Annotated in this window: 6 protein-coding genes; 4 read left to right on the top strand and 2 right to left on the bottom strand. The window is 62.6% G+C overall.

The genetic code is table 11. The annotated features are described in order from the left end of the window. Window positions 1–36 precede the first annotated feature (36 nt). On the bottom strand, window positions 37–2,109 hold the full coding sequence (locus tag GNP00_RS10700; RefSeq protein WP_011581736.1) for an alpha-amylase family protein: 2,073 nt from the start codon (window positions 2,107–2,109) through the stop codon (window positions 37–39). Beyond that, entirely contained in the window at window positions 2,100–2,348 is a 249-nt protein-coding gene (locus GNP00_RS10695) for a hypothetical protein (RefSeq protein WP_041544758.1), read from the bottom strand. Before GNP00_RS10695 ends, GNP00_RS10700 begins: the two co-directional genes overlap by 10 nt. Before the next feature lie 366 nt (window positions 2,349–2,714). Between GNP00_RS10695 and GNP00_RS23365 the strand changes: the two genes are divergently transcribed. From GNP00_RS23365 to GNP00_RS10675, 4 genes are all read left to right on the top strand, one after another. Next, window positions 2,715–3,599, top strand: a complete 885-nt coding sequence (locus GNP00_RS23365) for a LysR family transcriptional regulator (protein WP_343037184.1) — start codon at window positions 2,715–2,717, stop codon at window positions 3,597–3,599. A 152-nt stretch (window positions 3,600–3,751) separates the two neighbouring features. Further along, window positions 3,752–8,425: a peptidoglycan-binding protein gene (locus GNP00_RS10685; RefSeq protein ID WP_166016046.1), complete on the top strand. Its 4,674-nt coding sequence runs from the start codon at window positions 3,752–3,754 to the stop codon at window positions 8,423–8,425. Between the two features lie 892 nt (window positions 8,426–9,317). Then, on the top strand, window positions 9,318–10,046 hold the full coding sequence (locus tag GNP00_RS10680) for a helix-turn-helix domain-containing protein (protein WP_049764939.1): 729 nt from the start codon (window positions 9,318–9,320) through the stop codon (window positions 10,044–10,046). A gap of 482 nt (window positions 10,047–10,528) precedes the next feature. Continuing rightward, window positions 10,529–15,137: DUF6923 family protein (locus tag GNP00_RS10675; protein ID WP_166016044.1), on the top strand; the 4,609-nt coding region annotated here is incomplete at its 3' end.

The raw sequence follows: 15,137 nt of genomic DNA, 5'->3' as shown, positions 1-15,137 counted from the left end.
AATGGCCAGTACCGGCCCTTGCGGTTGATGATTCTGTCACTCCTCGGTCGTCTCCCCTTTGGTCGCGCTTCGCGGAAGCACGATTGCGGCGAAATGATCCAGTCGCTCCACGCGAAAGGTCACTGTCCGGCTGGCCCTCGTCAGGGGCAGCTTCTCGTTATTGACAAGCGAGATTGCAATCTCGGCATCGGTCTCCACCGAGACCTCGAAGCCGGCCAGCGGCGCGAGTTCCGCCAGTCCCTTGGTCTGGGAAGCGGCCCGGTTGAGGAAATGCAGGATCAGTCCTTCGGGATGGTCACGGCTGATCACCTCGACCGCCGCTGGCGCGTTCGTCCTGATGGGGGGATCGCCGACCGTGCGCGTCACCAGGGCGCCGAACAGGTCCCGAAAGTCGGGCATGGAATATCGATGATAGAGCGCGCCGACGCGCCAGGGCAGCCATGATGCCCTCCCCTTGCCGAAGGTGCGTATGACCAAGCCCGGCTCGACGCCTTCGCCCTCGACCGTGGTGAATTCCGGCGCGTTGTTGACGAAGGGGCCGATGATGCGCAGATCGTCGCCCACCTCCCCCTGTGCAAAGGGAGCCCAGAAGGGACCGGCGGCGGCGATGTGCGGAATGCCCCCGAGCGCATTGCGCAGGGCCTCGCCTCGAAGCGCGAAATAGGCGCCGACGGCTGACCGGCTTTCGCCGGGCAGCGCGGGCAGGCAACGGGTGGCGTGGTTCGCGCGCCCCCGGCCCCAGCCATCCGCGGCTGCGAAGTCGGCAGTGGCAATGATAGTGCCGCCAGCCTCGACATAGGCATCGACAACGGCGGCGTCGGCATCGCTGAGACAACTGACGGCAGGCAGCACGACCAGATCGTAGCGGGCGAGATCCTGGAGCGTCACCTCCGGCGCCACGACGAGGTCGAACGGATAGCGAAGATCCGTCAGGATTTCGCACACACCGCGAAATTCGGCCACATGGCCTTCTCCGCTGGGTGCGCCGGCGCTGCGGCCGGCATCCTCGCCCCACATGCGGCTCGCCTCGCAGCGCAGAACGGCGATCCTCGCCGTGCTCTGCAGGTTCGCATACCACCCGCCGTGTCGCGACAGGTGCGCGCTGACCAGATCGAGACTCGGAACGAAACGCGCATCGTCCTGGGCGAGAAGTCCATTGACGGCGGGCGCGGTGCTTCCGCCATGCGCCGCCGCCTGCATCAGGTTGTTGACGAGACGCGCGGGCGGCATCGCCGTCTGACGGCTGGCGAACACCGCGGATGTGGTCTGGATCAGCAACGGCGCGGCATCAGGCTTGAGCGCGCGGGCGAGTTGTGCTTCCTCCGCCGCCCACAGGTTCCAGCTCGGCTGCGGGTCGACGGGATTGGGCATGATCGGATTGGAAACCTGCGACCCGACAATGTCGGCGATTTCCGCCATGCGGCGAATGTTCCAGCCGTCGCGGACGTGATGGTACGGAACGAGCGCGGCGGCCGGGTTGCGCGCGCGGATAAAGGATCGAACCCGTCCCATATAGTCGGCGAGGTAGTTCTGCCGCCATTGTTCATAGGCGGGATCGCGTGTTCCCAGCGCGGGCACCGGCTTGCCGGTCGCCTCGAACACGATCTTCTGGCAGCGGCTGCAATGGCAGCGTGGTACATGCAGATAGTTGAAGAAGAACCCGTCGCCGGACGGGTAATTCTCCATGATCTCGCTGAGAATGGCGAAGACCTCGACCTGCCAGAAATTGCCGGTGGCGCACATTTGCGGCATGCCCCACACGGCGGAGAAATCGCCATCCGGTTTGCGAACAAACCAGTCCGGCCTCTCCCGTTCTACGCCGGCACGGCCCTTGGAAATGTCCATCCGCACCAGCACGCGGAAATCCTCGGCCTTTGCCGCATGGAGGAAATCGCCGAGAAAGTCGCCGTTCAGGTGCGGATTGACCGTCTGGCAGGCGAGCTTGGTCGGATACCAGGCCGAGAATCCGCCGCCCATCGCAATGCAGGCATCGGCGTGGACGCGCTTCATCTCCGCTATAAGCGTGCCCACTTCAAGATCGCGTGCATCGGACTCGCGCAGCAGGTGCTGCAGGAAACGAAGGGGTTGGCGGGTCCAGCTCAGTGGCATGAGCAGGTGCCCCGGTCGAAACCGCTTCCGAGGCGGGCATCCGAGACCGGGCTATCAACCGCCGCAGCTCCCGTCCTGGCAATTTTGGTGCATTCGTTGAGCAGGCCGAGCGCATCGAGATGCGAGATCATTCCCGCCCGGCTGAAGCGTCTGCCCATATCGCGCCGCAGCCGCGATTCCAGCACATGCGTATGCAGAAACATCGCGCGGCACTGGCTGAAATCGCCTGCCCGGGCCATCAGCTCATCCTTGCAACGCTGCGGGCGGGGCGGTCCGACGGCCGCGCTGATGGGCTTTCGCCTGCGCGGTGCCGCTCGCGACGGATAGCCGGGCCATTCTCGTCGGCGAGACAAAGGGCATTTTCGAACCAGAAACCATGCGCGATTGCCTTTGTCCCCAACGAGCGACATTGATCGGGCTAATTTGCAGCAACCGGCTGCCTGCGTTAAGATGCTGTTCCGGAAATAATCTTTTTCGGCTTTAGCTCCTCGGGCAGTCCAAAAAATCGGCATGATACTTGCTTTGCACCACCGCAGGGCCACGGAGAAGGCTTGGATGACTCATGAGGCGCCATCGTGGCGCGTAATTCAGCAAAGGCGGTAGGCGTGAACAAATTTCAGGATATTCTTGCCTTCGCGAGAGTGGCCGAACTTGGTGGCTTCACTGCCGCAGCGAAGGTGCTGTCCTCGTCAACCTCGACCGTGACCAAGCGTGTGACGCGGCTGGAGGAAACCTTGGGCGTGCAACTCCTCCATCGCACCACGCGCCGGATGCATTTGACCGAGTTCGGCGCGGAATATTACGAGCGCTGCAAGCAGATCCTCTCCGACCTCGATGATGCCGATAGCGCGATCCGCGATGCTCATATTTCGGCCAGCGGCCTGGTGCGCATGGCGCTGCCGCCCTCCTTCGGACACATGACGGTGATCCCCGCCCTTGCGCAGTTCTATGAACGTCACCCGAATGTCAGCCTCGACCTGTGCTTCAAGAGCCAGACCGCCAATCCGATCGAAGGCGGCTTCGACCTGGTTGTGCATTCGGGCCGGCTGGCGGATTCGCTGCTGGTCAACCGCATCCTTGTCCGCGGGGCACAGAAGACCGTCGCCTCGCCCGATTATCTTGCCCGCCACGGCCGGCCGATGGTTCCCTCCGATCTCGTCCATCATAACTGCATCGTCGGCGCCTTCGGCCCTGCCTGGCATTTCCGCGATGAAGCCGGGCATGAAGAGATCGTGCGCGTATCGGGAAAGTTCGTCACCGACAGCGGCGATATCCTGCGCGAGGCCGCCGTGCAGGGCCTCGGCATTTCCCAGGCCACCTGGTGGCTGTTTCGTGAGGACATGCAGCGCGGGCGGCTGGTTCCCGTACTTGAGGAATACGAGGTCGAGGCTGACCCGATCTCCATCGTGTTTCCGGCCAATCGCCGCGTTCCTGCTAAAGTGCGGGTCTTCGTCGACTTCCTGCTGACCATCACGCGGAGCAATCCCTAGGCCGCACCTGACCTGCCCGTCCGCATGGGCCGTTCACGCACTAACACCGCGACAATATCCCCCACGTTGACGTGGATCCGGGTTATGCTGGTTCGAAGCGCTACGCTATTCGGCTGAATTGCCGGGCCGATCAAGTCTGGTATCGTTTTCTTATGGGAAAGGTACCGATTGGGGCGGTCACCGTCCTGGCACTCAGTTTTTGGACCTCCTTCTCGGCTCTGGCGCAGGTCAGGGGCGAGGATCTCTTTCGCCTCGGCATACAACTGCTTCAACAGGGGACTCAGCCACCGCCGGCCGCGCCAAGGCGCGCTCCGGAAAGGCAGGCGGCGCCTCCCGTCAAGAAGCAGCCTCGCGCGCCCGCACAAGACAGGGCGCAAATCGCGGAGATCCAGCGGCTCCTCAACGAGCTCGGCTATCCCGCCGGGCCGGTTGACGGGCAAATGGGCTCCAAGACACGCCAGGCCATCGCCAATTTTCAGCGCGAGACGGGCCAAGCCGTCACCGGACAGCCGGACCCGGTTCTCCTGGCCGTTCTGCGTGGCGTGCACGCGAGGGGAAACGGCGCAACGGCCGGAAGCAGGCCACCCGCGCAAGTGGCCGCAGGGCAAGGACCCGAAACCGGCTTCACCATCATGGAAGGCTATGACCTTCCCTACAGCGACTATCGTTCCGGATTGAGCGACCCGACCTTGAGGGGCATTTCGACCGTCGAGTGTCAGCGGGCCTGCGCCGCGGACGGCCTGTGTCAAGCCTTCACCTACAACCGGCAAGCGCAGGTCTGCATATTGAAGAATTCGGTGCCTGAGCCCACCCTCTTCGGGGGCGCCGTATCCGGAATCAAGGGGGCAGGCTCTCAGCCTCGCCAATCAGCGGGCCAGAGCACCGTCGCGGCCGGCCCCGAACCCACTTATGTCGATTTCGTCCATCTCGCGCTTCTTGCCGGCCCGGCCGCCTATGCAGCCCAGCGGGAAGTGGCAGGCGTGGCCTACCGCCTGGCGACGACCGATCAGGCGGCTTGCCGCGAGCTGTCGGCCCGGCTTGGCGGCTTGTCGCGAGACGTTTTCGCGGCGCGGGATTTTGTCGTCGAATCGGCAGATCAATTTGACAGGGCCCTGGCCGGACTGGACCCGGCGCGCCGGACGTTGCAGGTGCGGCTTTCCCGTGAGGTCACACTCGGTCCCTACGATTTTCAGTCCAAGGGGTATCCCCTTCCCGGCATTCCCCTTGCCCGGGGAGGACGTCTCGAATTGTGGGACCGGCAGTCCGCACCGCCATGCGACGCCGGCCTGCCGCTCCACCATGCCCTGCCGCAGAACGCCATGGACATCGTCCGCATCGGCCTCGGTTCGCTCTCGGCCGAGCTGACCGGCGCGCCGGCCGCGCCGTTGCTGCCGCTGGGCGAAGAAGCCGCACGCGCCTTCGAGAGCCGCAACTCGAAGCGCAACGTGGAATTGGTGGCCCAGTTGCGGCTGGAGCCTCCGGAAGAGGCTTTCGGTCCGCTTCGCGGCCGGATTCTTTCCCTTGCCGTCCGGGATGCCTCGACAGGCGATCTGCTCCACAGCTTCCCCATTGCGCCGGAAAGCGCAGATATCGCCGGCAATCCCGCAGCCCCCGGATACGAGCCGACCCATGCGGATTTCGTCCACCTCGCCCTGATGTCCGACTTGGAAGCCTATCTGGCACAAGCGGAGGTAGCGGGCCTGGCCTACATGAAGGCGGTCGCGGACGAGAAGGAGTGCCAGCGGATCTACCGCGTCCAGCAGACAGATGAGTTCGCCCGGCGCGAGTTGCTTGCCGAAGCGGCGCGGCGCCTGCGGGACTTGGCGGAGAGGCTGCCCAGCCTGCCGCGCCGCTTCGAAATTCCAATCGAGGCGCGCTACCGGCTCGACGAATATGACTTCGACCGCCAGGGATTTCCCTTTGCGAGCTATCAGAAGCCGGAAAATTGGATCCTTGAACCAGGGATCGTCAGACTGCCCGGCGGCGTGCGCCCGAGTTTCTGCGCCGGCAATGATTGGGGCCTTTTCGGTATCGACTACAACACCGCGCCCGGCTTCACAGGTCTGGGCGCGCAACATAACGGCGTGCCGGGGGCCGATTTCATCCCGATGAGCACCGACAGGGCGCGCGCATTCCGGGCGGCGGGCCACAACGAGGTGCTGGTGAAGGCCAGGCTTATCGTTGAGCCGCGGCCGCATGGACGCGGACCGCTCGTGGGCCGGATCCTGGCGGCTTCCGCGCACGATCCGGCATCCGGCGAGCTCTTGCACGCGTTCGAGATCAGCCAGGAGGGTTCCGGCGGCGCAACCGAGGCGGCTGCCGGCCCTGCCGCGGCATGGGACGGGGAGTTGAAGGCGGCGCTGCTGGGCCCGGTCATCGAGCCCGCGCTCGCGAGGGAAAAGTTCAACCAGGCGGCGCTCTCATATTTCCAGCAGCATTCACATGATATCGACAAAGGCAACCCGCCGCCCGGATCGCCGCTCCCGATGGAGGCAATCCGCGGCGTCGCGCCCGAGGTCGTTGTCGGCCGCAACCAGGAGCGCCTGCGCGCGGCGCTGCGCGAGAACACTCCGCAAGTTCCGCTCACCGTCACCGCTGACAGGCGTTATACGGCCTATTACCGCGAAGGGACCGGGATCACCTTGGAGGCCTTCTCCACCCCCGTTCCCGGCGAGGATCCGTTGCGTGGCGTGAAGCTGTCCTCCCAGGATCTGCCTCTTTATCAGGGGAAGCTGGAAGTCGACCGGGCAGCTGCCAGCTTCCGGGCCATGATCGTTTCACAGACTCATTTCTACTATGATCTGGAACTCGACCGGCTTTTGCAGCATGACCCGATTCCGATCAGCCTTGAAGAGGCGGCGGCGCGGAGGCTCACCGGATTTGGAAGCAACCGCGACGAGATCATCGGCCATTGGGAAATGGAGCTTCTCGGCGCGCGCATGGAGAACAACCAGCCGGTGATCAGCGCGCGTTTGAAGCGGCTGTCGTTCCGCTGGGCTTCGGATGACGCGCCCCTTGCCACGATCGAGGCCGATGCGCTGCCGACTGTCGCTGGCATAAGGGCTGCCGTGGCCGCTGCCCTGCCGAAGCCCGCCTCCGCCGGGAACATGGTTGCAGCGCCCGCCGGAGCGCCCCTCGGAGCCGAGATGGTCGATCTGCTGCAACTGCGTTTCGTTCCCGAAAGCGTTGATGATGCTTTCATTGAACGGATGATGATTTCGCGTTTCGCCTACGAGGCGGCGATGGAGAAGCGCGGCCAGGAACCCCTGTGGGGCCGTTTCTTCCCCGATGTTTCAACATATCCCGACGCAGCCGCGCGGGCGGGCCGGCTCGCGGAGTTCAGAGCCTGGAGCGAAGCCAGGGCCGAGGCCGTGCCTGCAAACCTGACCATTTCGCTCGAACTGAACAACGGCGCCGCTCCGTTCGAATGGTCTGGCCAGGGGCCGCACCGGAACGGCTGCGACAGCGCCAGGCCATCCGGCGAACGCCAGGCCGAGCGCACCGAGAAAACGGTGCTGAGCGCAACACTTTGCGAATATCTCGACGCTGCCTGGGCGACGCCCGAGCCGATCCTGTTCATCGGAACTTACAGCCAGCCGCAGGACTACCCGCATTCCGCCGCACGCGGGCCGAGGTCCTGGTGCAATTCCGATCCCTATTGCGAAGCGATAGATGACGCGATGAGCGAGCTGGAAATGGACACGCAGTTGTCCATCCTCGACCTGATCCGCCTGGACCGCCTGCCGGTGCTTGACGAAGCGGCTCGGGAGCTCGGCGGGAAGTTGAGGTTAGAGATTGAGGTCGCGCCGAAAGCTGCAATCCTGGCGAAGAAGTGGCCCGACAGCATCTGGAAAGCTGCGCGCCGGAAGGCCGAGCCGTTCGACGAGGAACACGGTCTTGGCCTTGTTGTCCCACCGGATGACAGGCCGCTGGAAGCGACGGCGATGCTCCTCGATGCGACGGCTCTTGCCGCCCGCCTCGTTGACGTTCAGGCGGGCAAGGTCGTGCTCGAGCCGCCTCTCCTGACGCCGGCCCCGCTTCCGGACGAGCTTCTTCAGGCTCCGCTCTCGCGCATCCTCAATCTTGATGTGCTCGGCATCCGGCTGGGGAACTCGTTCGAGGAAGCTGAGGGGCTGATCCGCGAGCATATGGATGTCGGCCACGTGATGACCGCCGACCGCGCAGGCCAGTTGGAAGTAGCCACCGGCAAGCTATTGCCCTACACATCGGGCAAGCTCTTCATGTCTCGGGACCAAAGGGAGCTGATTGCGATCTACGATGAGCCCCCGGCCGCTCCCGGTGTGGTTCTCGGCATCTGGCGTCTGTTGCGCGTCCCGCAGGGATCCGTCAACGCGGCTGGTCTCAAAGCCACGCTGACGCAGCGCTACGGAGAGCCGAGCGCGGTGAAGGACGTATCCCCGACCGGCACGGACAAGGGAGTGGTTTTTGCGTGGTGGGATGCAGCCCCCGATAGGAACGATTGCTGGAATTTGCAGCGGCTGGACCATGGATCGCCCTGGCGGGGCCAGCAAGGCACGGGGATTCCGCCGCCACCCTTCCTGTCGGGACACACCTACCCGGCGCTGGGAAGCGCGTATGATTTCGAACCGGGGGTGTCCGGAGAAAACAAGGCGCTGTCGACCTTCTGTCCGCCGATTCTCGGCGTAAGATATGCGACTTATCCGGTCGCCCCCGGCTCGGAGAGCATGGCCGATGAGGTCCTCACCTGGCTAAGCGACCACCGCGGCTACGCCAAGCGCCTATTCGAAAGCCGCGCCGCCGGCCCGTCGGAAGCGCCGCAGTCCTCCACAAATATAAAGTTCTGACGACCGGAGCTGGGTCAGAAACGCGAGTTCTCGATCAATGCCCGCGCCGCCTGGCTTAGTTCCGGTTCGATGTGAGCCTGCGTGAATTCGACAAGACTCTGCTCCAGCATCGAAACGTATCCTGGCATTTGGGACTATAGCCAGGTCAGGTACCCTGATGGAGTGACGCAGGCAAAAAGAAGCAGTCTTTTCGCTAAAGCGTCATTTTAAAGCAATTTTCTGGCAATATGGGCAATATTTTATAATACCGCGAGTACAATTGTTATTAGCTTCGCTGCTGGACTGTCAGGTGCGCGGGCACCTTGCGTTCACGTTCGAGGTGGGCATGGCGGATTCTCTTGGAATCCGCGTTCATGGCGGGGATGCCACACGCGAGGCGGCTCGACCATCGGATGATCGTTCAACCGAGGGGGCCGTTCATGCACTATTTTACTGTGCTGCTGCCAGCAGCGCACGTTTTTGCGTCGTCGCCGTGCCAGAGAACCATGGCGCCGGCATTTTCGCTTGCCCGCGGTGTCGCCATGGGCGGCTCTGTGCATGCGTGTCGGTTAATTTCGAGGGCGCTTGCATCGCCCTTGCCCGACAATCTAGTAAGTCGGCTTCCGCCGCTTAACAGAATCCCATCGAGCGATTCTATCGCGAACCTTCCAGGGGTTCGCGGGGAATACGGCCGACCGGTGACGCGCACTGAACTTCTTTGGCAATGATGCAGCATATCGCGACATTGAAGCGCAGCACCCGCCATTCGCTCTCACGCAGAAGAGACCACCAGTTTCTCCACGTGATCCCCGAGAACACCGGTCCGCGCGTGGCGACCTCAAAAGGTTGCGCGATCTACGCTCGCCATCAGCCTAGCCTGCGAAGCCTGACGGCGGAGGCCCATTTTGCGGCCGTGAACCTGCCGTCGACGCCAAATAATCAGTCGTCGTTGCAATGCGAAAAGTTTCGAACGCACGATGCCCCTGCCGGATCGCTTGCGATTCAGCCTGCTAATGTCGAAGGGCCTCCGGTCTGGTCTCATTTCAAAGAGAGCCTGATCATCGTCATCAAGCCCGCGAGCCTGCTCGAACTGGCGGCGAAGGAACTTGATCTCGGAGATGTCACTCTCCAGCCCCCCGCATTGGGGACTGTCGATTTTCAAGCGCTCCACATTGCCGAGCTCCTGAAGGTGGAATTGGTGCGGCAGGAGGAAGCCATCGAGCTTTATGTCGATTCGCTGGTCACAATCTTTGCCCTCCACTTGCTGCGAAACTATGTGGGGGCACACACGTCGCCTAGACCCAGATCCGGTCTTTCCCTCGGCGACGCAAAAAGAGTGCGCGAGTTTCTGGACGAAAACTTCACCCGTAAACTGTCCATACCAGAGCTTGCGGATATTGCCGGCCTTTCGCCATTTTATTTCATTCGCGCGTTTAACAAGACATTCGGTCAGTCGCCGCACCAGTATATCCTTAATCTACGGCTGAACTTTGCCGAGAAACTTCTGTTGGAAGGCAATATAAAAATCGCTGAGATCGCCTATCTCGCCGGGTTCTCAAGCCAGAGCCACCTGACTGCAGCCATGAAGCGATCCCGGAAAGAAACACCAGCAGATATAAGGCGGCGCGGCAAAGATCTCTAGAAGTATACTCAGCATTGTTGAATAATTGCGATAGTACACGATCAGATTGCAGCAATTTTGCAACACATTCTGAAAAGCGACCCCTTGAGCAATATCCTGATACTAGGGGCAGGATTTCGAAATACAGGCGCTTACATTAGGCGCTCTCACTTCCCCGATGGAATCGTCCGGTGTGGGGGGGCTGCCCGGTTTTGCATACGGCGCGCGGGAATCCGAGAGGGATTTTCCACGATGCTGAGGCAGCAACGGTCGCCCGCGACGGACGGTTTACTTTCGAGGGGGCGTTCATGCACAAGCCGGTATTCAACTCCGCTGCGTCGCGTTTTTCTTGCGAAAAATCGACAGAGATCGTCGCAAACATTTCCGCCGCCGCTGGAGTGCCGGCCCTTCGAGCTAAAGGCAAGTGGTTTCGGCGCCGCTTTCCTGGATTTTTCCAAAAAGCGTCAGGACTTCCGCGCTTTAGATGCAATCTGCCGGCTCTCATGCTGGTGTGCCTTGCCTTTTTCTCCGTAGCCGCGCCGGCTTTTGCTGATTCATTCTACTTCAGCCGCATGCGGGCACTTGCTGACTCAGAGCAAAGCGCAACGGGGCTGTTCCTGTGGAACGATGCTTCGAACACGCAAACTCAAATTGGCGGCGATGGCAGCTATCTGCATCTGTCCGACGGCACGCTGATTGCCGTCGATGGCTTAGCGACCAATCTGTCCGGCACCCTTTATGGCTTCGCCATCGATAACGCTTCCACCGCCGGATTCGTCCCGCTGGCCTCTGACGACTACTGTTCCGCCAATATTCGCTCGCGGCTGGTCTCCATCAACACCAGCACCGCCGAGATGACCTATGTTGGAGGTTCTTGGCTAGCTGGCCGCCACATCTCAGGTGCGGGCTTCGACGGTCAGGGCCGTCTTTGGGCCATCGACTGTGTTGCCGAGGAAATAATCCAGATCAATCCTGCCACCGGAGCGATCGTAGGCAGCCCAATTGCGAGCGGGACTGGCGGCACGTTTTCATTCGCAGTCGACCTGGACTTTGCCGCCAATGGCATCGGCATCATCGGTTATAGCGGGTTGGCATTCCGCACCTTTGATCCGGATGCCGGCTGGATTGCGGATGTTCCGATTTCAACGCAGAATAATGGTTTCGACAGCAGCCTTACGCCACCCTATGCAATCGTGGGTGTCGGTTTTACGAGCAATCTGTCTGCGCGAAGTGGAAATGCTGCCGCCGATTCCTGCCGGTTGAACATCGCCGAGAACCGCGGCGATGATGAACTGGGGCACGTCAACGACCCGTTTTTCGCCAGTCCTGCGATCGCCTACAGGGAAGCCACACAGTATGACCCGCCGAATAGGGAGAGTGAGTTCTACAATGGCGGTCCAGGCGACATGGCCCGGGTGGGTGGCCCGGTGTTGCCGAGCTGTTTCTACGACTACGGTGACGCGCCCAACAGCTACGGAACGCAGCGTGCGGGCGGCGGAGCGTATCACGCGATCGTCACCGGCGGCTCGTATTTCGGATCGGGCCAGCCAGATTTCGAAGTGGACGGCCAACCCAATGCCACTGCCACCGGGGACAACGGCACCGGCACAGACGACGAGGATGGCGTCACCATCCCGGTGCTTGACCGCGGTGCCACGACGCAGATCGAGGTCAATGTCGGCAATGTCAGCGCGGGAACCCGGCTGCAGGCGTGGATCGATTGGGGCCGCGACGGCAGCTTCGCCGAGGCGGGCGATCAGATCTTCATCGACCAGGCGGTTACTGACGGCCTGAACACCTTCGATGTCACCGTTCCGGTGGACGCGGTCTCGGGCACCACTTTCGCCCGCTTCCGAATCGCAGAAGAATCCGGCCTGGGGGCGACCGGGCCGGCTTCCTCGGGCGAGGTCGAAGACTACCAGGTGACGATTTCGAACGAGCAGCCGAGCTTCGGTTCCTGCACGTCGACCATGTATCTCGCGATCGGCGGCGCTCCGACTCAGCTCCACAGTGTCGACACGAGCACCAACCCGTTCACCTTCCCCCCTATCGGCGATCCGTGGCCGGCCTCGGGCAGCGGCTACAACGGCATCGGCTATAGCCCCGACGACAACTATATCTATGCGCCGCGCTGGAATCCAAATCGGTCGGTGCACCAACTCCTGCGCATCGGCAGCGATGGCAGCGTCCAGGTGCGCGGCGACATCACTGGCGGAGGCATCAACGGCACCGATTATCAGTCCCAGATCGCCTCCGGCGTGATCGGGTCAGATGGTTACCTCTATATCAAGCACAACCACCTTACAGACATGATGTGGCGCGTGGATGTGACAACCCGGGCGGCGACCGCGATTCCGCTCAGCCAGGCTATTCAGCAGGCAGATTTTGCCTGGCACAACGGAACGATTTACACGCACAACCATGTCGATGGATGGCTTTACTCGATCGACCCCGGCACGGGAACAGTGTCCCAGATCGGGCAGACGGGTATCACTAGCGATGCCTTCGGGTCGATGATCAGCGCCAGCAATGGCATTTTTGGGCGTCTCAATTCCGGCGCGTTCTACCAGTTCGATACCACGACGGGCGCGGCGACGGAAATATCCGATGCGCCTGCGGGCGGCGGCGACGGCGCCAAGTGTCCCAACTCGCCCGTTACGCTTCCCGTTGATGTCGTCGTCACCAAGGACGACGGCAGCGAGACTTATCTGCCTGGCGGCAACATCTTCTACGAGATCGTCGTCTCGAACAACGGCCCGTTCGGTGTGCAGAACGCGCTGGTGAACGATGCCCTGCCCGCTGACATAACCACGGCGAGCTGGACCTGCGATTCGGAGACCGGAGGCGGCGTGTGCGGCGAGGCCAACGGTACCGGCGCCATCGTGGACGTGCCGGTAAACCTGCCGGTGGGAGCAACGGTCACCTTCACGCTGACGATGTCGGTGCCGCCGGGCAAAGAGGGCGAAATCATCAACGTGGTCACGGTTACTACGCCCGACGGCTCGCCCGACACCAACCTCGACAACAACACGGCGAGGGACCGCGACGTCTATCCGCTGGTGCGCATCAGCAAGGCTCTGACAGGCGAGGACGGCGACATCGACGATGTTGCCGAGCCAGGCGAGACGCTCACCTACACATTGACGCTCGTCAATGAGCAAGGCTCCGACGTCCAGTACAACGTTTTTGACAATATCGATGACAACACCAGCTACGTGGCCGGTTCGTCCGAGGTCGGCGGCACAGCACAGGAGCCCGATCAGACGACCGATCCGCTCCTCTGGAACGGTGTTTCAATAGCGGCGAACACCACGCTCACCATCACCTATGACGTGCTGGTCGACCCCCAGCTTCCGGCCGACGTGGAGGAGATCCGCAACGCGGCGACCCAGGATTGCGCGGCTGCTCCGGAAGCATGTGTGGTCATGCCCACGCCCGGCATCGTGACTCCGTCGAAGGCTCTGACGGACGAGGACGGCGTCATCGACGGGGTGGCGGAAGCGGGCGAGACGCTCACCTACACGGTGACGCTCACCAATTCCCGCGCGGGCGACGCCCTTCACGATCTCATCGACAATATCGACGACAACACCACTTACGTGGCGGGCTCGGCCACGGTGAACGGCGCAGCGCAGGAGCCGGATACGGCAACCGACCCGCTCGTCTGGAACGACCTTCCGGTTCCCGGAAACGGCACGGTGGAGGTTGTCTATCAGGTTACGGTTGCAAACCCGCTGCCCGACGGCGTGACGGAGATCCGTAACGAAGCGACGGACGACTGCCAGGCCAATCCGGATGCCTGCGTCACGACGCCGACACCCGGCTCGGCCACCCATGTGAAGCAGCTTACGGGCGAGACCGGCACGATCGCCGGCGTCGCCGAGCCGGGCGAGACGCTCACCTACACGGTGACGCTGATCAACAACGATGCTGATGACGCGCTCGAAGACCTTGCCGACAATATCGACGACAACACGACCTATGTGGCCGGCTCGGCGGCGGTTGGCGGCGCGGCGCAGGAGCCGACCGGCACGGATCCGCTGGAGTGGAGGGGTCTTATCGTGCCTGCGAACGGCACACTCCAGGTCGTCTACCAGGTGCAGGTGGTCGATCCTATTCCCGACGGCGTCGAGGAGATCGGGAATGTCGTCTACAGGATCGGTGAACCCGAGCCCGATTGTAAGGTAACGCCGACGCCGCCGGAATGCGTGATCCTTCCCGTTCCGAGCAAGGCCATGCCTTCAAAGGCTCTGACGGACGAAAGCGGTGAGGCGGACAATGTGGCCGAGCCGGGGGAAACCCTCACCTACACGGTGACGATTACCAACAGCAGCGCCAATCCGACGCTTTACGACCTGGCCGACAACATCGACGACAACACCACCTATGTGGCCGGCTCGGCGACGGTCGGCGGCGCGGCCCAGGAGCCGGACACCGCGGGCGATCCGCTGGTGTGGAACGATCTTGTCGTGCCGGCGAACGGCACGCTGGACGTGGTCTACCAGGTCACGGTCGCCGACACGATCCCCGAAGATGTGACGGAGATCCGCAACATCGCCTTCAGGCAGGGCGAACCGGAGCCGGACTGCACCGCCCGGCCAAACCAGTGCGCCATTACCGAGCCGCAGGCGCCCTCTCTGACCCTTGTTAAGGAAGGTGAATACGAGGACACCGACGGCAACGGCTTCGCCAATGCGGGCGACACGATCCGCTACACCTTCACGGTGACCAATACGGGCAATGTTCCGGTCAACGACGTGGTGCCGGAGGATGCCGGCCCGACTTTCGCTGGCAAGACCGCCGAGAACAAACTTTCCGAGTTCACCCCGGAAAGTGCGAGGCTCGAGCCGGGCGAGGAACAGGCGTTCACGGCGACCTACACGCTCGGCCAATCCGATATCGACAACGGCGCGGGCGTTGAGGATGCCGTCGAGAACGAAGCGAAAGCGATCGGCTACGTCAACGGCGATCAGGTCACGGGCACCAAGGTCGAATCCGAAGGTAGCGAAGCGACGGTGACGCTTCCGGCTGCGGCGAGCAATATCTCGATTGCGAAGATCGCCAATCTGCGCGCCATCCGGCGCGGCGAGCAGGCGCCGTTCACGATCCGGG

Source organism: Chelativorans multitrophicus (genome assembly GCF_011317445.1).
In the GTDB taxonomy this organism is placed as follows: Bacteria; Pseudomonadota; Alphaproteobacteria; order Rhizobiales; family Rhizobiaceae; genus Chelativorans; species Chelativorans multitrophicus.
The sequence above is the reverse complement of the archived record's forward strand: the minus strand, read 5'-3'. Positions and strand labels throughout refer to the sequence as shown.

Coding starts and splice junctions, on each gene's coding strand:
- GNP00_RS10695 (WP_041544758.1), bottom strand. CDS start 2,348: ATGGCCCGGGCAGGCGATTTCAGCCAGTGCCGCGCGATGTTTCTGCAT.
- GNP00_RS10685 (WP_166016046.1), top strand. CDS start 3,752: ATGGGAAAGGTACCGATTGGGGCGGTCACCGTCCTGGCACTCAGTTTT.
- GNP00_RS10700 (WP_011581736.1), bottom strand. CDS start 2,109: ATGCCACTGAGCTGGACCCGCCAACCCCTTCGTTTCCTGCAGCACCTG.